The sequence below is a fragment of the Streptomyces sp. NPDC001020 genome, assembly GCF_053599115.1.
This window is the reverse complement of sequence record NZ_JBSFLQ010000040.1, coordinates 15,113-33,081: the sequence shown is the minus strand read 5'-3', so window position 1 is coordinate 33,081 and position 17,969 is coordinate 15,113. Positions and strand designations below refer to the sequence as shown.

19 protein-coding genes and 1 pseudogene are annotated in these 17,969 nt (G+C 70.9%); 8 read left to right on the top strand and 12 right to left on the bottom strand.

Going from position 1 to position 17,969, the window contains the following annotated elements; translation table 11 throughout:
- Window positions 1-19 precede the first annotated feature (19 nt).
- Complete coding sequence (locus tag ACWDEX_RS30000; RefSeq protein ID WP_450467537.1) at window positions 20-865, top strand: spermidine synthase; 846 nt, start codon at window positions 20-22, stop codon at window positions 863-865.
- An 80-nt stretch (window positions 866-945) separates the two neighbouring features.
- Here ACWDEX_RS30000 and ACWDEX_RS29995 read toward each other — a convergent pair whose 3' ends face one another.
- Complete coding sequence (locus ACWDEX_RS29995) at window positions 946-1,959, bottom strand: hypothetical protein (RefSeq protein ID WP_450467536.1); 1,014 nt, start codon at window positions 1,957-1,959, stop codon at window positions 946-948.
- Window positions 1,960-2,183: 224 nt separating this feature from the next.
- Here ACWDEX_RS29995 and ACWDEX_RS29990 point away from each other — a divergent pair, with 224 nt between their 5' ends.
- Window positions 2,184-2,636, top strand: a complete 453-nt coding sequence (locus tag ACWDEX_RS29990; protein ID WP_450467535.1) for a DUF4442 domain-containing protein — start codon at window positions 2,184-2,186, stop codon at window positions 2,634-2,636.
- 45 nt (window positions 2,637-2,681) lie between these two features.
- On the opposite strand, the gene ACWDEX_RS29985 is transcribed toward ACWDEX_RS29990, so the two are convergent.
- Together ACWDEX_RS29985 and ACWDEX_RS29980 are read right to left on the bottom strand one after the other, a co-directional pair.
- Window positions 2,682-3,926 (bottom strand): amidohydrolase family protein, encoded by a 1,245-nt coding sequence (locus ACWDEX_RS29985; RefSeq protein WP_450467533.1) that lies wholly within the window; start codon window positions 3,924-3,926, stop codon window positions 2,682-2,684.
- Window positions 3,927-3,990: 64 nt separating this feature from the next.
- Window positions 3,991-5,394 carry a glutamine synthetase gene (locus ACWDEX_RS29980; RefSeq protein WP_450467531.1) on the bottom strand — a complete coding sequence of 468 codons (1,404 nt, stop codon included), beginning with the start codon at window positions 5,392-5,394 and terminating at the stop codon, window positions 3,991-3,993.
- 260 nt (window positions 5,395-5,654) lie between these two features.
- Between ACWDEX_RS29980 and ACWDEX_RS29975 the strand changes: the two genes are divergently transcribed.
- Window positions 5,655-6,305, top strand: coding sequence for a DedA family protein (locus ACWDEX_RS29975; protein WP_450467529.1), 651 nt, complete (start codon window positions 5,655-5,657; stop codon window positions 6,303-6,305).
- Between the two features lie 3 nt (window positions 6,306-6,308).
- On the opposite strand, the gene ACWDEX_RS29970 is transcribed toward ACWDEX_RS29975, so the two are convergent.
- Window positions 6,309-6,842 carry a gamma carbonic anhydrase family protein gene (locus ACWDEX_RS29970; protein WP_450467527.1) on the bottom strand — a complete coding sequence of 178 codons (534 nt, stop codon included), beginning with the start codon at window positions 6,840-6,842 and terminating at the stop codon, window positions 6,309-6,311.
- Window positions 6,843-6,950: 108 nt separating this feature from the next.
- Between ACWDEX_RS29970 and ACWDEX_RS29965 the strand changes: the two genes are divergently transcribed.
- Window positions 6,951-7,715 (top strand): acyltransferase, encoded by a 765-nt coding sequence (locus tag ACWDEX_RS29965; protein ID WP_450467525.1) that lies wholly within the window; start codon window positions 6,951-6,953, stop codon window positions 7,713-7,715.
- A 175-nt stretch (window positions 7,716-7,890) separates the two neighbouring features.
- Window positions 7,891-8,445, top strand: a complete 555-nt coding sequence (locus tag ACWDEX_RS29960) for a YbaK/EbsC family protein (RefSeq protein WP_450467523.1) — start codon at window positions 7,891-7,893, stop codon at window positions 8,443-8,445.
- A 112-nt stretch (window positions 8,446-8,557) separates the two neighbouring features.
- Here the strand turns inward: ACWDEX_RS29960 and ACWDEX_RS29955 are convergent, their stop codons facing one another.
- The gene (locus tag ACWDEX_RS29955; protein WP_450467522.1) at window positions 8,558-9,115 is read right to left on the bottom strand and encodes an NAD(P)H-dependent oxidoreductase; all 558 of its coding nucleotides are present in this window, start codon (window positions 9,113-9,115) and stop codon (window positions 8,558-8,560) included.
- Window positions 9,116-9,280: 165 nt separating this feature from the next.
- On the opposite strand from ACWDEX_RS29955, the gene ACWDEX_RS29950 reads away from it, so the two are divergent.
- Window positions 9,281-9,940, top strand: a complete 660-nt coding sequence (locus ACWDEX_RS29950) for a TetR/AcrR family transcriptional regulator (protein WP_450467521.1) — start codon at window positions 9,281-9,283, stop codon at window positions 9,938-9,940.
- 99 nt (window positions 9,941-10,039) lie between these two features.
- Here the strand turns inward: ACWDEX_RS29950 and ACWDEX_RS29945 are convergent, their stop codons facing one another.
- Entirely contained in the window at window positions 10,040-11,050 is a 1,011-nt protein-coding gene (locus ACWDEX_RS29945; protein ID WP_450467520.1) for a questin oxidase family protein, read from the bottom strand.
- Between the two features lie 117 nt (window positions 11,051-11,167).
- On the bottom strand, window positions 11,168-12,118 hold the full coding sequence (locus ACWDEX_RS29940; protein WP_450467519.1) for an alpha/beta hydrolase: 951 nt from the start codon (window positions 12,116-12,118) through the stop codon (window positions 11,168-11,170).
- A gap of 262 nt (window positions 12,119-12,380) precedes the next feature.
- Between ACWDEX_RS29940 and ACWDEX_RS29935 the strand changes: the two genes are divergently transcribed.
- Window positions 12,381-13,145 (top strand): PP2C family protein-serine/threonine phosphatase, encoded by a 765-nt coding sequence (locus tag ACWDEX_RS29935; protein ID WP_450467518.1) that lies wholly within the window; start codon window positions 12,381-12,383, stop codon window positions 13,143-13,145.
- 87 nt (window positions 13,146-13,232) lie between these two features.
- On the opposite strand, the gene ACWDEX_RS29930 is transcribed toward ACWDEX_RS29935, so the two are convergent.
- The 4 genes from ACWDEX_RS29930 to ACWDEX_RS29915 all read right to left on the bottom strand — a co-directional run bounded on the left by ACWDEX_RS29930 (window position 13,233) and on the right by ACWDEX_RS29915 (window position 16,923).
- Window positions 13,233-13,862 carry a protein-L-isoaspartate(D-aspartate) O-methyltransferase gene (locus ACWDEX_RS29930; protein ID WP_450467517.1) on the bottom strand — a complete coding sequence of 210 codons (630 nt, stop codon included), beginning with the start codon at window positions 13,860-13,862 and terminating at the stop codon, window positions 13,233-13,235.
- Window positions 13,863-13,933: 71 nt separating this feature from the next.
- Window positions 13,934-14,143, bottom strand: a complete 210-nt coding sequence (locus ACWDEX_RS29925; protein WP_450467516.1) for a hypothetical protein — start codon at window positions 14,141-14,143, stop codon at window positions 13,934-13,936.
- Window positions 14,144-14,220: 77 nt separating this feature from the next.
- Window positions 14,221-16,143, bottom strand: a complete 1,923-nt coding sequence (locus ACWDEX_RS29920; protein ID WP_450467515.1) for an ABC transporter permease — start codon at window positions 16,141-16,143, stop codon at window positions 14,221-14,223.
- 3 nt (window positions 16,144-16,146) lie between these two features.
- A complete protein-coding gene (locus ACWDEX_RS29915; protein ID WP_450467514.1) occupies window positions 16,147-16,923 on the bottom strand; it encodes an ABC transporter ATP-binding protein in 777 nt (258 codons plus the stop codon).
- Between the two features lie 482 nt (window positions 16,924-17,405).
- Here ACWDEX_RS29915 and ACWDEX_RS29910 point away from each other — a divergent pair, with 482 nt between their 5' ends.
- Window positions 17,406-17,630, top strand: coding sequence for a hypothetical protein (locus ACWDEX_RS29910; protein ID WP_450467513.1), 225 nt, complete (start codon window positions 17,406-17,408; stop codon window positions 17,628-17,630).
- Here ACWDEX_RS29910 and ACWDEX_RS29905 read toward each other — a convergent pair.
- Window positions 17,622-17,738, bottom strand: a pseudogene (locus ACWDEX_RS29905) (CoA-binding protein); the annotation flags it as partial. The gene ACWDEX_RS29910 and the pseudogene ACWDEX_RS29905 overlap by 9 nt on opposite strands.
- Between the last annotated feature and the right edge of the window lie 231 nt (window positions 17,739-17,969).

Genomic DNA, 17,969 nt, shown 5'->3' with positions numbered 1-17,969 from the left:
GGCCCGGCACAATGGACTGGTGACCGAGCCCATACCCGTGACACGCGCCGTGGACCACGGGACCGCCAAGCTGATGCCCGACGTGGACCGTGAGAGCGCCTGGCTGCTGACCGTCGACGGGTCGCCGCAGTCGTACGTCGATCTCGACGCGCCGACGCATCTGGAGTTCGAGTACGCGCGACGGCTCGGCCATGTGCTGGACATGGTGGCGGAGCCGGGGCAGGCTCTGGACGTGCTGCACCTCGGCGGGGGTGCGCTCACCCTGCCTCGCTATCTCGCCGTGACCCGGCCGGGCTCACGGCAGGACGTCGTGGAGGCCGACCGGGGCCTGCTCGACCTCGTCGTCGAGCACCTGCCCCTGCCCGTAGGCGCCGGTATCACCCTGCACCCCGCCGACGCCCGTGCCTGGTTGGAGAACGCCCCGCCGGACTCCGCCGACGTCGTGATCGCGGACGTCTTCGGAGGCTCGCGTGTCCCCGCCCATCTGACGACCGTGGCGTACGCCCGCGCCGCCGAGCGGGTACTGCGCGAGGACGGCGTCTATCTGGCGAACCTCGCCGACGCCGCGCCCTTCGCCTTCCTCCGATCTCAACTCGCCACGTTCGCCGCGGTCTTCGAGGAACTGGCGCTGATCGCCGAGCCGGCGGTGCTGCGCGGACGCCGCTTCGGCAACGCCGTCCTCATCGCCGGCCACCGGCCGCTGGACACAGCCCTCCTGACCCGTCGCACCGCCGCGGACGCCTTCCCCGCACGCGTCGAACACGGCGCCGCACTAAGGGACTTCATGGGAAGCGCCGAGCCGGTGGACGACGACAACGCCGTACCGTCGCCCGAACCGCCGGGCGGGGCCTTCACCATCGGCTGACCCGGACCCCCGGGTGCGTCAGCGGCATGTGGGTCCCCACGACCGGCCATGGGCACGGCCGTGGGAACCCGGTGTGCGGTTCAGGACTCCGTCGGCTCGCCGTGGAGTCGTACCGTGTTGAGGATCTTCATGATCGTCGCGGTCGGGACCTCGTCGCGCACGCCCTTGGCGCCGTAGAAATCCCAGGAGACGAAGTCACCCTTGGAGTTCTTGAAGGCGAACGTGACGGCCTTGCCGTCGCTCGCGCACTTCCCCTTCTGCGGCGTGTTCGTGGAGCGGGCCCAGGCGATCATGCCCTCGATGCCGGACGCGGTCTTGTACGGCTTCGCCTTGTGGTCGTAGGACACGCTCTTCTTGTCGGGCTGCGTGTAGCCGCCGTACACCCACCAGGGAACTTCCCTGATGGCGACGTCTCCGGGGTTCTTGGCGCCGCTCGCGCCCTTGGTGCCCACCGCGGCAAGGGCGGTGCTCTCCAGCCGCCCGTCCTTGTCGTCGTCGGTCGTGCACCACTTTTCCTTGAGGTACGCGGGCGCCGACATCATGATGAGGGGCTTGTCACCGGCCTGAGCGTTGTGCTTCTCGAAACCGATCAGCGTGTCGGGCGACTGGACGTCCCACTCCGGGGGCACGTCGAAGGCGGTGCCCCACTTGGGGTTGATGACTGTCTTCCAGCCCGCGATGGTCGGCTTCTCCGTCTCGGCACTGCGCGGGTTGCCGGACTCGGACTCGGAGGCCGAAGGCGTCGCGCTCTGCGAGGCACTGGTCGACGCTTCGACGTTCTTGCCGTCGGCCTTGTCGTCCTTGTCGCCGCCCAACACCATGAATCCGGTGACGCCGGCGGCCACGATCACGGCTGTCGCCGCACCGATGGCGACGAGCTTCGTCCGGTTTCCGCCGCCCCCGCCGCTCGGCGGCTTCGGCGACCCCACCGCCGTGGGCGCGCTCCACTGCGACTGCCCGGGCTGCTGGTACGGGTTCGGCTGCTGATAACCCGGCTGCTCGTACGGGTTCGGCTGCTGGTACCCCGGCTGTTGGTAGGGGTTCTGGTTCTGCGGATTCTGCTCGCCCCCGGGCGGCTGCTGTCCTGGCCACATGGTCAACAACCCTAGTGCCGCCCGGGACACGTTTGGGTCACCACTGTTCGTCAGGCCCGTACCGGAAACGGAAGGAGGAGCCCAGTGGGCCCTTGCGGGGCCCTAATACGCTGACATTCCTCCGTAAGGGCTGCCTCGTGATCCCTGGCTTGGAAGCGTGGTCGCGCCCCCTGGTCCCTCCCCTGGGGTGGCCAGCTTTACTACTCGCCGGTAACATCTCGTTCATGACAGTTGAAAGCGCCTCGATGGGCGAGAAGCTGGCCACCGCGGTCCCGATGGTGCGCACCCTGAACCTCGAGTTCGTCGAGGTCACCGCGGAGCGCGCGGTGCTCCGGCTTCCGGACCAGCCGGACTACCACAATCACCTCGGCGGCCCCCACGCGGGCGCCATGTTCACGTTGGCCGAGTCCGCCAGCGGTGCCATCGTCCTGACGGCCTTCGGTGACCAGCTCTCGCGCGCGGTGCCGCTCGCGGTGCGGGCCGAGATCGACTACAAGAAGCTGGCCATGGGAGCCGTGACGGCCACGGCGACCCTGGGCCGCCCGGTGGCCGAGGTCATCGCGGACCTCGACGCGGGCAAGCGGCCGGAGTTTCCGGTCGCCATCGCCCTGCAGCGCGAGGACGGGGCTGTCACGGGCGAGATGACGGTGGTGTGGACCCTGCGGCCCAACGGCTGAGACCTGTCCGGCGCTCCCCGCGCACATCTGCACGGCCGCACCGCCTCAGCACTCGAGGGTCGTGCGGCCGTGGTCATCGTCGGCACGGGGCAACCCGTACACGCGGCAGGCGTTGTCCCGGCCCATCCACGCCGCGATCCTCCGAGCGTCGGGCAGGCTCAGTTCGTCGGCGTCCACCCGGTCCTGGAGCAGCCCTGCCAGACCGCGCCGGAAGGCCAGCGCGCCGAGTTGGTAGAACTCCGCGATCCCGTAGGCGTCGGAGCTGTAGAGAAGCTTGCGGAACGGAGTGATCTCGAGTGCCTCCTCCAGGACCGCCCGCGCACGCACGGGACCGACGTAGTGGAGGGTGAGCCCGACGTCGAGGTACACCCGCTCGAAGACCGTGGCCAGGTAGGCGGCCTGACGCTGGTAGGGCCAGCAGTGCAGCAGCAGGACCGGGATGGTGCCGGAGGTGAGGCGGAGCCAGTCCGTCAGATGGGTGGGGTCCACCCGGTGCATCCGGATGTCGTTGTCCCCGAATCCGGTGTGCAGTTGAAGGGGGAGCCCGAGGTCCACCGCGGTCCAGAGCAGATGCCGTACGAGGACGGGGTCGTCCAGGCGTGGCCGGGTGTACGTTTCCTCCCCGGCTCCGCGCGCCGTGCTGCCGGTGCCTGTCCCGGCAAGCCAGCGCCGGGCCGCGCCGGTGACGTCCGGGTCCGAAGGCCGGCTGGGGTCCAGATCGAATCCGGTGCGGTACGCGGCGACGGACTTCACCGCCACCGCGCCCCGCTCGCCGATGGCTTCCCCCAAGGCGGCGAGGAGCGCGCGGGCGTACTCGTCCGGCTCCACTCCCTCGGCTGCCACGGACTCGGCGACGGCCTCCAGACGCACGACGTCGTACGCGGCCACCGCCGGACCACCCGCCGCGCAGGCGAGTTCCGCGGGTGACGTGAGACGGTCCGGGGTGTAGCCGGTGTCGACGCAGAACCCGTCCGTCCCCGCGGCCGCGAGGAACCGCCGGGTCACCTCGCGCCAGCCCAACTCGGCCCGCCGCTCCAGGTATTCCATGGCGGGAGCGTGCCGCGGCAGGTCCAGCAGGGGAGCGCAGTGACGGCGGATGGCCACACCGACAGGGCTGTCGAAGGGTGTGATGCCGCTCTCGGGCCACAGGTCGCCTTCGGTGATCAGCGACAGGAACGTCCCCGGACTCAGATCAGCGGTGACAACACCATGACAGTGGTGATCCAGGAGGGAGAGACCGGCGACGGCCTCGTGGACCGGCCCGGCGACGGATGGTAACGGGCTGCTCACGGTCGGACCGCCTCCTGGGATGGTCGTGGGAATCCGCTGTCCCCGTCTGATCAGTACTTCCGTATCAGTACTTCCACCGGTACGCCGCTGCCACGAGCTCGTCGTCGAGCCCGGCCACGGCGGCGATCTCCCCGAGGCGCACCGCGATCACCGCGTCCGCCAGGACCGGCCCCAGCGCGGCACGGAGCCGTTCGTCCTTGCTGAACTTCCCGACGGACTCCTCCAGCGACGTCGGCAGGCGGCACGCGCCCCGGGCCACGGCCTCCTCGGCGGTGAGCCGTGCGGGATCTCCGGTGACCTCCTCGGGCAGCGGCAAGGCCGACTCCCGACCGTCGAGCCCGGCGGCGATCAGGCAACCGAGCGCGAGATAAGGGTTGGCGGCCAGGTCGACCGGCTTCACCTCCAGGTTCGCCGCCCGGCCGCACAGCCCCGTCGTGCCGGTGATGACGCGCACCGCGGATTCGCGGGTCTCATGACCCCAGACGGTGAACACCCCGGCCCACTGCGAGGGTTTGAGCCGCAGGTAGCTGGCCGGGCTCGGGGCGGTCACCGCCGTGAGACCGGGCAGGTGGGCGAGCAGTCCGGCGGTGAACGACTCGGCCTCAGCCGTCATGCCGTACCGGCGCTCGCCACCTGTGTGCAGATTGACCCCGCCGCGCCAGGCGGAGAGATGGACATGCCCACCGTTGCCCACCCCTTCCGCGGTGACGGCCGGGCTGAAGGCGGCCCTGAGCCCATGGCGCCCGGACACCGCCCGGATGGTCTGCCGTACCAGCACGCTCCGGTCCGCGGCGGCAACGGGGTCCAGCGCGCCCACCGAGATCTCGAACTGCCCGGCCGCGTACTCCGGGTGGACCTGGTCGACATCCACGCCCTGGGCCGCGAACGCCGTCAGCAACTCGTCGAGGTAGTCGCTCAGTTCGATCTGCCGGGTAGCGCCGTAGGCCGGACCCGAGGTCGCGGGGACGAACTCGTCCCCCGGTGCGGACCCCTGCCCGACGGTCCATTCGACCTCGATGGCCGCCTTGAAGGTGATGCCGTGATGCTGGGCGGCGTCCGTGACGACACGGCGCAGGAAGGAGCGGCTGCACGCCGGGTGCCGCGCGCCCTCCTGAGTGATCCGGTCCACCGGGGCCCACGCCCAGCCGGGCTGTCCGGACAGAACCACGAGGTGGTCGAGGTCGGGATACAGGCGAAGGTCGCCGTCAGGTGAGCCGAGCACGTCGGTGGACACGATGGAGTCGTTCGCCAGGAAGGTGTCGAACACCGGCGACATCCCCACCCCCCAGGCGGCAGCCGAGGCGAGCCGGGCCGTCGGGATGGTCTTGACCCGGCCGATGCCCGCGGTGTCGACGTATGCCAGGACGATGCCGTGCACGCCCCGCGCCGACAGTTCCGCGCCCAGCGCGGCGGCCCGCTCGACGTCACCCGGGCGTCCGCCCGGTTCGGGGTCTGCAAGCGTGGTCATGCGTCCATACCTTTCTCCTCGGCGAGCCGCGCCCCCGGGCCGATGGCCAGGCGCCACCGCTGTCCAGGCCGTTCACCGGGTCAACGAGCGACGCCGCCGATGAGTTGCGTCACAGGACGAGCGAGCACGGTGACGGTCGGGGCGGGCACGGACGGCGAGGGCTGGGCCAGCCATGGGGCCGACCGAGCAGGTAGGCTTCCTGGAGTGCGCCCCGGCGGGCGTACTCCAAGACAGGGATGCCAATCGGGGAGGAACCGGCGGTGCACGTCCAGGAGTGGCTCGACACGGTACCCGCGGCCCTCGTCTACGCCGTGGTGGCCCTGGTGATCGGCCTGGAGAGCCTGGGCATCCCCCTGCCGGGCGAGATCGTCCTGGTGTCCGCCGCGCTGATGTCCTCCCAGCACGCAGGCATCAATCCCGTGATCCTGGGCGCCTGCGCGACCGTCGGCGCCGTCGTCGGCGACTCCATCGGCTACGCCATCGGACGCAAGGGTGGACGGCCCCTGCTGGCCTGGCTCGGGAAGAAGTTCCCCAGGCACTTCAGTGAGGGCCATGTCGCGACCGCCGAACGGTCCTTCACCAAGTGGGGCATGTGGGCGGTCTTCTTCGGCCGCTTCGTCGCCCTGCTGCGCATCTTCGCGGGCCCGCTCGCCGGTGTGCTGCACATGCCGTACTGGAAGTTCCTGATCGCCAACGTCCTGGGCGGCGTCATCTGGGCGGGCGGCACCACCGCGGTCATCTACTACGTCGGCGTGGTCGCCGAGTCCTGGCTGAAGAAGTTCTCGTATCTGGGACTGGTGGCGGCCGTGCTCATCGGTCTCGCCTCGATGCTGATCGTCAAGCGGAAGGCGAAGAAGGCGTCGGCCGAACGCGAGGCGGCCGAGCCCGAGACCGTCCCGGCCGCCGACTGAGGCTCAGGACCGCTCGTGCGCCTCTCGGTGTGCGCGCGCCAGTTCCGCGTACATCGTTCCGTTCAGGGTGATGCCCTCGCGCTCCTCAGCGGTCAGTTCCCGTTTGATCTTGGCGGGTACGCCGGCCACCAGTGAGCCCGGCGGCACCCGCATGCCCTGCGGCACCAGGGCCTGGGCGGCGACGAGGGAACCCGCGCCTATCACCGCGCCGTTGAGGACCGTGGCGCCCATGCCGATCAGACAGTCGTCCTCGATGGTCGCTCCGTGGACGACGGCGTTGTGCCCGATGGAGACCCGTTCACCGACGGTGACCGGGAAGCCCGGGTCGGCATGGAGCGTGCAGTTGTCCTGGACATTACTGCTCGCGCCGACGGTGATCCGCTCGACGTCGCCGCGCAGCACCGCGCCGTACCAGACGCCGGCGCCCGCGTGCAGCGTCACATCCCCGATCACCACGGACGTGGGTGCCGTGAACGCCTCCTGATCCACCTCGGGATCCCTGCCGCCGATGCCCGCGATCAGCGCCTTGTGCGTCATTGCCGTCTCCTCCTGGTCGCTAGGTACCGGCACCGTACGCCATGGGTGGGGCGAAGATCACAGCCGTACGGCGCCATGGGCGTACCCCGCGCTGAGTACGGTGAGCGGGTGCCCAGAAGCAGGAACACGTTCTCATCATGGCGACGCGGTCTCGCCCAGCGCGCCGTACACGCGGCCTGGGCCTGGGCGCAGCGCACGGGTTCCGTGACCGCGGAGCACCCCGGGAGCTTCCGCTTCGGCGCGATGGGAACAGGCACCAGACTCGCCTTCCCGCTCGGTACGGTCTTCGGTGAGCCCTGGATCAACATCGGCGCGCACTGCATCATCGGAGAACAGGTCACCCTGACCGCCGGTCTGATGCCCGACCTGGATCTGGGGCCCGACCCGATCCTGCGTATCGGCGACGGTGTCGTGCTCGGCCGTGGCAGCCATGTCATCGCCGACACCGCGGTCACGATCGGCAGTGACTGCTACTTCGGGCCGTACGTCTATGTGACCTCAACGAACCACTCCTACGACGATCCCCACCAGCCCATCGGCAAGCAGTGGCCGCGGATGGAGCCGGTGGAGGTCGGCCCGGGGTGCTGGATAGGGACGGGCGCGGTGATCCTGCCGGGCGCCCGGATCGGGCGGAACGTGGTGGTGGCGGCCGGTGCGGTCGTACGGGGGGAGGTGCCGGACCACGCGGTGGTGGCCGGGGCGCCGGCCCGGGTCGTACGGCGCTGGACGTCGGCAGAGGGGTGGCAGCCGCCGCTGAGGACGCCGGCCCCGGTGCCGATTCCCGTCGGGGTCACGCCGGAGCAGTTGCTGGCGCTGTCGGACCTGGACGAGGAGGCCACCACCCGGCTCGCGGAACTGGACGCCGAGTCCTGAGCCGGCCTCGGCCGGTGTCCGCTGTCATGGGCCGCCTCGCAGCACGGTTCGGTGAACGATTCCCACGGCGACGACGGTGACGCACCGATGGGGATGGTCACGGCGGTCTCGGTACCGCCACCCGTGCGCCGAGACGCCGGTCAAAGGGGCGGTCCACGGCTGTTAGCGTGCCGTCATGCGCGCACCCATCGGAGACTTCGACAACGCCACGCCCGCCCCGGACTGCGTCGAGGAGCTGGTCCGCCCGGTCGCGGACGCCGTACGCCAGTGGAGCGGCAGCGTGCCCGCCGATCGGATCGTCCACGTCGACACCGAACCCGAGTGGGCCGACACCGCGGTCTTCCTCGAGCACTACGGCAAGGATCTGCTCGACCGGTCCGCCAACTGCGTCGTGGTCGCGGGGAAGCGGGGTAGCGAGACGACGCTGGCCGCCTGTGTGGTCCTCTCCGGTACGCGGGTCGACGTGAACGGTGTGGTCCGCCGGCAACTGGGAGCCCGCAAGGCCTCGTTCGCGCCGATGGAGGTGGCGACGGGGGAGACCGGCATGGAGTACGGCGGCATCACGCCGATCGGACTGCCCGGCACCTGGCCGGTGTTGGTGGACTCGGCCGTGGTCGACCTGCCTTATGTGCTGGTCGGCAGCGGTCGGCGCCGGGGGAAGCTGCTGGTGCCGGGCAAGGCGTTCGCGGAACTGGCGAACGTGGTGGTGCTGGAGGGGCTGGGCGTCTGACGGCCGTGCCCCGGCCGTATCAGGACGTACAGGCCTGTGGGCCAGGACCGGACGGTCCTGGCCCACAGGCCTGTCGTGCTCCGGACCGGCGACGGGCCCGGATCCCGGGAGGTCAGGCGGCGGCGGGCGCGGCCTGCGCGAGCAGTGCGATGACCTTGGTCAGGTCCTCGACGACCTCGGTGTCGTCGGCCGGGTGGGTCTCGGCGAAGCGGGTCACGGAGCCGGGGATGGACAGCTTGGCCTGCTCGACGACAGCGGCACCGGCGATGCCCACGGCCTTGCGGGCCTCGTCCTGCGCCCACACGCCGCCGTACTGGCCGAACGCGGTGCCGACGACGGCGACCGGCTTGCCGGAGAGGGCGCCGGCGCCGAACGGACGGGACAGCCAGTCGATCGCGTTCTTCAGGACGGCCGGCATGGTGCCGTTGTACTCGGGCGAGAAGAGCAGCAGGGCGTCTGCCTGGCCGGCGGCGGTGCGCAGCTTGGCGGCGGCCTCCGGGAGGCTGCCCTCGACGTCGATGTCCTCGTTGTAGAAGGGGACGTCGGCCAGCTGCTCGAAGAGCTCCACCTCGACGCCCTCGGGGGCGTGCTGAACGGCGGCCTCGGCGAGCTGACGGTTGTGGGACCCGGCGCGAAGGCTGCCTACGAGCGCGAGGATGCGTACGGACATGGGGAAACTCCCAGGGAGGTGCGTTGAGAAGCCAAGCGGACTGACTGAGTCCGTTGAATGTTGTACCACCTTAACCGGACTACGGTCCACTTCCCTGGGAAGGTCGTGATGCTCGCGCTTAGCGGACCGTGGTCCGGTTGTCTGCGTGGACGGTACGCTGACTTCGTGATCGAGCTGCCTCCGCCCTCTCCGGCGCCACGGGACGACCGCGGTAGCCGTGCGGACCTCGCTCTCATGCCGACCGGCCGGACGCCTCGACTGCGCGCCGATGCCGCGCGCAACCGCACCCGGCTGCTGGAGGTCGCCGCCCGCCTGGCCGCTGAGCGCGGCATCGTGAACGTGACCATGGAGGACATCGCCTGCGGTGCGGGGGTCGGCAAGGGCACCGTCTTCCGGCGGTTCGGTGACCGCATGGGCCTGCTGGTGGAGCTGCTCAGCCATCACGAGCAGCAGCTCCAGTCCTCCTTCCTCTCCGGGCCGCCGCCACTCGGCCCGGGTGCGCCCCCGGCGCAGCGGCTGCGCGCCTTCGGCTCCGCCGTGATCCGTCACGAGCACGCGCACCGGGACTTCTACCTGGCCGCGCACATGGAGCCGGGCCGCCGCCGCAGCCACCCGGCGTACGAGTTCCGGTCGGCCCACGTCCGAATGCTGCTGCGCGAGGCGCGGGTGGACGGCGATATCGAACTCGTCGCGCACACGCTGCTCGGCTACCTGGAGACGGTGCTCGTCGACGACCTGCTCACCCACCGAGGGATGTCCGTGGAACGCGTGGCGGCCGGCTGGTGCGACTTGGTCGACCGCTTTACGGGTCGATGCCGCGGCTGACTTCCCGCCCCAGATGCCGTCCCCGTACCGGCTCCTTGTCTCTCCCCGCCCGGGCGCTGGTTTCCGGCCTCCGTTACGCGGTGCGGGTTTGGATGAGCCTCATCCCAACGGGACGCACAGGTCCATGGAGCGCAGAGCCGCTGCCAGGGCCGGTTCGTCGCCGACGTCCAGGGCGGTGTCCGTCAGCTTGATGACGTGTTCGTCGCCGTGCGCCAAGGCCCGTTCAAAAACCTCTTCGGGGGTGAAGGTGCCGGGCGGGCTGTATGCGCCCGACGCGGCCGGTGCGTACATCGCGGTCACTGCCGCGGAAGCCGTCCAGGCTGCCCGCAGACTCGACACCCACACGGACTGCGGGAGCGCGGGCAGGGTGCGCAGGACGGCGTTGGGGGCCGTGGCCGCGTGCACCAGCATTATTTCTTCGCCGTGGCCGTGGGTGGCATACCGGTGTGTAGCCGCCCGCACCAGTTCGGTGAGATGGCGGTACGCGTCGCTCGGTTCGGCTACCGCGGCCGCCCACACCGGCAGGGACTTGACGCGGTCGAGCCGGGCGGGGAAGCCACCGTCCTGTACGGCGATGGGCGGTACCGCGTCGAGAGCGTCGGCCGCGCCGACGGCGCCGCTCTGTGGGGCAAGAACCGCGATGGGCCGGTAGCGCGCGGCCCAGTAGCCGAGGCCGTGGGCAAGTTCAGCCAGACGAGGTTCGGTGATCTCGCCGGACAGTAACGTGCGCACGGCATGGCCCACCCGGATCACCGGATGCGTCGCGCCGCCGTACATGCCGGGTAGAAGACGGGGCCACCAGTGGGCGAGTACCTCGCGCCAGGGGTGCTCGGCGACCTCGCGCTCGAAGTAGCCGATCCAGTCGGCTGCGCGGCGCGGATCGCCGAGCGCTGAACGCCAGTTGGCGGCCGTGACCGGTTCGACGCGGGACGGGAACTCCTCGAGCTTGCGTGCGTACAGGTCGAGCCAGCGGTGCACCGAACGTGCCTGTCCGTGAGCGGCGAGGGCCTCAACGGCCATCGGTGCGTGATTGGTGAGCCGTCCGAGCCGCTCGGGCCCCGCGTTGTGCAGTCGTTCGAGCGCTTCGTCCAGGGATCCTGTCGTATCCATGGCAAGGACGGTAGGCGGGATGCCAAGGGGGTGTAACAGGCGGAAGACTTAGGCCCCGACCTAGGACCATGGGTCGGGCCCTCCCCAAACACCCTGGCCGCACCCGCGGCGTGGGTGTCAGGGCTGAAGGGCCACTTCCGGGCCGGAGTGTTTCTCCGCCGCCAGGTCCCGGGAGCGGACCGCTTCCGCGAAGAAGGTGAGAGCGCGCAGATGGTAAGTCCGGGCGGCCCAGCCCAGGCTGATGTTGTGGCCCGCGTCCGGAAGTCGTTCCGCGACCACACGGGGTGCGGCGGTCAGCAATCCCACGAGGTCGGCCACGTCCTCGTCGGAATGGCGCCACCATGCCTCGTGCTCCGCGAAGGTCAGCCGTACCGGTACCCGGACGCGGGGCAGCAGGGTCCCGCAGACCCCGGGCCAGTTCGCCGCGTCCTCGGCCTCACGGCGCGGCATCGTCGCCACCACGCTCGAACCCGCCCAGAAGACGCCGGGCGGGTAGAGCCTCAACGGCCCCCAGTTGAGGTGCCGTTGACGGATTCCTTCGGCCTTTCCCAGGGCGGACCGGTCGGCGGCGAACCGGTGCCCGCATCCGGAGACGTCCAGACCGAGCAGGGACAGGGGCAGGGCGTCGGCAGCCAGCCGTAGGGCGAGTTTGCCGCCGTAGGAGTGCCCGAGCAGCAGGACGCCCGCCCCGGTCGCGAACCTCTTGGCGAAGTCCGCGATCGCCGCGTTCACCATCGCCGCCTGCTCGGTGAGCGTCTGTCCCTCGGGGAGGAACGCGGCCGAGGACCCGTAGCCGGGACGGTCCAGGGCGAGAACCGTGAATCCCTGCCGCGCACCCAGGGTGAGCAAGGACAGGTCGGGATGCGCCTGGCCGTCGAAGTACCCGGCGGTCATGCCCCCACCGTGCAGCGCGACCACGGTGGCGCGGGGCGGCACACGCACCGGCTCGGCGAGCAGCCCGGACAGTGGGACACCTGCACCGTCCAGAGTGATCGCCCGCACGCCGGGGGACATCGGCCGGGTCGCCTCCAACTGGTCCCGGGCATCGGCCGTCGATGCCTTGCGCATCACGAACTCCCTCTCCGTATCCGAAGAGCCTTTATCGGGTACAGCTTCCGAGGCGGTTCCGAACCGCGCAAGGCGGGCCGGCGCACCGGTGCGCCGAACGGCCCCGTCGACGGCCGGGAGGTGGAGCCTGTCGAGCCTCGTGAGCAAGGCGGCCGTTTCCCCGGGCCACCGCACGCTGGCACGCCGGATGGCGCCGTTCCTAGACTTGGAGCGGTAGCCCGGCTTCCTTCGATGTGTCCCTTGCGGGAAGGCGGTGGTCTCCATGCCGTATGTCGCTGTGAGCGCGCTGAGCCATCCGGGGCTGCTGCGCGAGCGGAACGAGGACAGCCTGGTCATCGGACCGTGGACCCTGTGCGCCACCGTGACCGAGAGCCCGCAGACCCTGGTCTTCCCGCTTCGGACGCCCCTCGTCGTCGCCGTCGCCGACGGGCTCGGTGGACAGCCCGGCGGCGATGTGGCCAGTGCCCTGGTCGTTCGCCGGATCGCCTCGATCGGCCCCGCCCTGAGCAGCGAGGACGCCGTCCGTGACGCACTGGAGGCCTGCAACCGCGCCGTGTACGAGGCCGCCGGGGGTGACGAGGGAAGCGAGCTCGTCGCCATGGGGACGACGGTCGCCGGCACCGTCGTACAGCCCGGTTCGCTGCTGGCGTTCAATGTGGGGGACAGCCGGGTCTTCGCGGCCTCCCGCGACGGGCTGCGCCAGGTGAGTGTCGACGACAGCCCGCCGCTCGCACCCGGGCAGCGCACCACGTCCGTGGTCACCCAGTGTCTGGGCGGCGCTCCCACCTACCGAGCCGTCCAGCCCCACGTGACCGCCTCGTCCCTCTCGCCCGGCGACCGCTACCTCGTCTGCACCGACGGTGTGACCGACCCTCTGACGACGGACGTGCTCGCCGAGGTGATGCGGGAGCACGACGACGGCAGGGCGGCCTTCGAGCTGTGGAAGGCCGCCATCGAGGCGGGCGGCCCCGACAACATCACACTGGCGGTCGTACGCGTCGGGGACGAGTGGGGACTGGCGGAGTGACGAGAGGACGCGAGCAGGGGCGTGTAAGGCAGGCCCTCGCGGCATGCGCGCGGCCAGGCCCGACGCGTCCGGGTGCCGTGCCGTCCCTCAGGGGAGATCCGCTTCGTCCTGGGTGAAGCCGTAGCGTCCCCATAGCCGCACGAAACGGGCAGCGGTCAGGACCCGCCACTGTTCCAGCCCCGACGCGGTGCGCACGAAGCACACCACCTGCTCGTGCCCGCCCGGCCCGATCGGCTGCACCAGGCGCCCGGCCGGCCGCACCTGTGTGACCAGGGGCGCGGGCACCTCCGGGAAGGCAGCCGACACCACGACCGCGTCGTAGGGAGCGCGGTCCGGCACACCGCCGCTGCCGTCGCCGACCCGCAGCTCCACGTTTCGCACGCCCCGGCCCGCCAGATTGCTGCGCGCCTGCGCGGCGATGTCCGGCCGCATCTCGATGCTGACCACGTCGGCCGCCAGCCGGGCGAGCAGCGCGGTCTGGAAGCCCAGACCGGTACCCACCTCGAGGACGTGCTCGTTCCCGCCCAGTTCAAGGCTCTCGATCATCATGGCGGACAGCGACGGCTGCGTCGTGACCTGCCCCTGCCCGATGGGAACGGGTGCGTCCCGGTAGGCGGCGGCCACCTGGCCGGCCGGCACGAAGTCTGCCCTGGGTGTCGTCCGTACGGCCTCGAGCAGCCGTTCATCCCTGATCCCGGCGGCTCTGAGGGCTCGCACGAGATCCTCGGGTCTGCTGGGCACGGCGTTCACGGGTGGCTCACAGCACTAGCGTAGGCGCCCGTCAGGCGTCAGCCGAGTCGCGGGATCTCGATGGCGGGGTAGCCGTGGACGACCACGATGCGCTGGAGGTAGCGGAAGCCTGCGGTGCGGGCGGAATCGATCAGGTTGCCCAGTGGGTCGGTGAGGCCTCCGGTCCCACGGCGCTGGCGGGTGGCCAGCAGCAGAAGGCTGGCCGGCCCCCAGTCCTTCCGCCTCGCCAGCACCATCGCCAAGCGCAAGGCGGCAGCGGCCTAATCACGAGAGCGGACCAATCACCAGGCCGACCGGCTCAAGAACCGGCTCTTCGCCCCGCCCTCTACTCGGCTCCGCGCAGTGCGGCGGACGGGCGCTGGCGCAGGGCGATGCGTGTGGTGGAGACGCCGGTGGCAAGGGCGAGGATGCCCGCGCCGCCCAGGATGAGGGCGAGCGTGGCGCCTTCGAGGCGCGGGCGCGACGAGCCGGTCAGGGCCTGGCTGAACACCGACAGAACGGCCCCCGCGACCAGCGATCCGACCAGGAGCGCGGCCAGGACGATCACCGCGTTCTCCAGGCCCATCATGCGGGCGACCTGTCTGCGGGTGGCGCCCACGAGACGCAGCAGGGCGAACTCGCCGGAGCGTTCCATCGTGGTCATCACCAGGGTGTTCACTACGGAGATCGAGGTGAAGACGGTCACCACCGCGAGGAGGAGATAGGTGGCAGTCATGGAGGCGTCCTGACGGCGCAGGGCCTCGGCCCGGTAGGCATCACGGTCGAGCACCTGCCAGGACGGCTCGGCCCGGTGCAACGTCGCGAGGCTGCTGGCCAACTGCCCCTCCCGGCCGGGCTGGGCGCGTACATACACGGCGTCCAGGAGCAGCGACCGGCCGACCAGGTGCCCGGATGCAAGACGCTGGGGCAGCACGGCGTCGCCGAAGCCGCGGGCGCGGCTGTACACGGCGGCGACCCTGACCTTCACCACCCGCTCGTCCTCCAGGGCGAGGCGCACCTCGTCGCCCGCCCGGACGTGGGCGCGCCGGGCCAGGCCCTCGCTCAACGCGACGTCCCGCGCCCCCAGTCGACCGATCCGGCCCTGGACGACGCCCAGATCGAGCACTTCGTCCAGCGGTCCGTCCGAGACGGCCTGCGCGATGCCGTCAGGGCCCAGCTGCCCGGACTCGGGGTCGTCGACGACCGTCACGTAGGTGCCCGTGGTGGCGATCGCGGCGCCGACCCCGGCCGCACGGCGGATCGTTGACGCGGCCGAGGCCGGAAGTCCGTCGCCGGCGCTCTGCACGATCCGGTCGGCCACCATGCGCTGCCGGTCCTGCTGCGACAGCTCGTGCCACTTCATCTGCGGTACGAACAGAGCCGCGGCGGCGAACGCGACGGTGAGGGCGAGCGGAGTGGCGGCGGCGCCGAGCCGCCGGTAGCCCGTAGTGAGGTTGGTCTTCACCAGCAGTCCCACCACCGGGAACAGGACCTGGCAGAGCAGGCCGAGCACGGCTCCGGCCAGCTTGCCGATCCAGGGGGCGAGCAGCGCGACGGCGGTCATCAGCACCATGACCATGGCCCCGGCCGTGCTCGCCGCGTCGGAGCCTCCCGAACCTTTGATCGCCGCGAGCTCCCAGACGCCCCCGGTCAGGACCGCGAGCCCGAGGCAGGTGCGGGCCACGCCCACCCGACGACGCGGCAACGAGGCCTCGCCCAGCGCCTGGACGGCGCGCACCCGAGAGGCCCGCCGGCCGCTGCTCCACACCGCGGCCTCGGCGGTCACCCAGCAGATCAGCACGGCGATCGAGATGCTCACCGGCCCGAAGTCGAGACGGAAGGCGCCGGGGATCACGCCCTGGGCCACCAGCCAGGCCCGCAGTCCCACGGCGAGCAGCAGGCCGAGCCCGCAGCCGGGGACGGCGGCGAGGACGGTCACGACGAGCGCCTCGTACGCGACCATCCGACGGACCTGGCCGGGGGTCGCGGCGACGGCCCGCAGCAGGGCCACCTCCCTGGTCCGCTGCTGGACGGACAGGGCGAAGGCACCCGAAACCGCGAAGGCCATCACGAACAGGCAGATGAAGCCGAAGGGCATAACGAAAGACACGACGTCCGCGCCGCCCTGCCCCCGCGCGGCCCGGTGGCCGGCGTCGAGCAGCGCCGCACAGGCAGTGACCAGTGTCTGCGCGCAGAGCATGGCCACGAAGGATCCGGCGAACGAGACCTTGCGGGCGCGGATGGACCACCACGCCAGGAGGAACAGCATGGATCAGGCCCCCAGTCCCGCCATGCGCTCGGCGATGGTGCCGGCGGACGCCCGGTGTAGGACCTCGGTGACCTTGCCGTCCGCCAGGATCAGTACGGAATCGGCGTACGAGGCGGCCACCGGGTCGTGGGTGACCATCAGGACCGTCTGGCCGACGTCGTCCACGAGATCGCGGAGCAGTTCGAGGATCTTGCGGGCCGAGGTGGTGTCCAGGGCGCCGGTGGGCTCGTCGGCGAAGACCACCTCGGGGCGGGTGATCAGCGCGCGGGCGATGGCCACCCGCTGCTGCTGGCCGCCGGAGAGTTCGGCCGGCCGGTGTCCGCGCCGCTCGGTGAGCCCGGTGTAGTCGAGCAGCTCCTCCAGCCAGGGCCGGTCGAGCCGGATGCGCCGGCCGGCCATCCGCACCGGAAGCGTGATGTTCTGCTCGGCGGTCAGCGCGGGCAGAAGATTGAACCCCTGGAAGACGAAGCCGATCCGCTCGCGCCGCAGCACCGTCAACTCCCGCTCGCCCAGCGGCCCCAGGTCCCGGCCGCCGATCTCGACGGTGCCGTGGTCGGGGCGGTCCAGGCCCGACGCGCAGTGCAGGAAGGTGCTCTTGCCGGAGCCGGAGGGGCCCATCACGGCGGTGAACGTCCCGTACGGCAGTTGCATGGTGACCCCGTCGAGTGCCGTCACGGCGGACCTGCCGCGTCCGTGCACCTTGCGCACGCCGTCGAGGCACACCGCCCAGGGGCGCCCAGCGGGTGGCGGTTCGGCGCCGCCCCGTGGCCGGTGCTGCACGGTCCGGCCTAAGTGATGGCCGGTTCCGGCGCCTGCGTGTTCGCTCACGTGCGCTCTCTCTCGCTTCAGTACGTACTGCCCGGTGGCCGGCGGCCGCCAGCGCAAGACTCGGCTCGTCTTAACACGGCCACCATCACGCTGTCATGCCGAGCGGGGGCGCGGGGCGGTCCACCAGCCGGTTCACGCCACGGCTCGGGCCAGGGCCTGGACGAACCGGAGCACGTCGACCGTTCCCCCAGCCGCTGTCCGTGTCGAAACCCGGGCTTGTGGCGAACCCGGGAACCTCGGCGTAGGTGTTGGAGCCCTCGGTGACGTCGACGATCCCAGAGGCGGGTTCGGTCGCGCCCAGCCGGTGAAGGGCGGGGTTGATGTCGCCGAACGGCCTGCCGGCGAGTCGGAATCACATCGTCTCGCAGACGCCCTTCGGTCTCCAACTGCGGCGGGCTCGCCTGCCCTTGACTGTGACGATGTGGTTCCGACTCGTGGACGCCTTCGAGATGGCAGCGTTCCAGTTGTGCACGGCGTCTCGGTATGCCGTGCAGTCGAGCACAGCTCTGCGGGCGGATCTGGATGTCCCCTGCAGACTGCGCCTTGCGACCGTCGAGCACAGTGATCGGCAAGCTGTCGTTTCGCGCTACCGCTTCCCGGTCGTGGAGATCGCGGATGAAGACGGATTGGAAGTGCTCGCCGAGCCGGAGCTAACGTAGTGCATTGAGTTCAATCGCCGGGCAGCGGTCCATGAGTACGACGAGGCCCGCGGCACGGGTGCGCTCGTAGGCGGCTTTGTCGACGACGCCGAGCTGGAACCAGACGGCCAGGTCGGTGGGTCGGATACTCCCAGCGAGGGAACCAGTGCCAGTCGCGTGGAATTCTCGGCAGGGCACCCGGCGACAGATGCGTACGGGTACGACCAGCGATTATTGCGGTGGGGCGACGCCTCAGCGGCCGCTGTGGGCCGGCAGACCCCCCAGGCCTGTCCCCGCCTGATCAAAATGGTGAGCCTCATGGCCGGAGCACAAGTTCCGCCGTGCGCCCATCGGTATCCC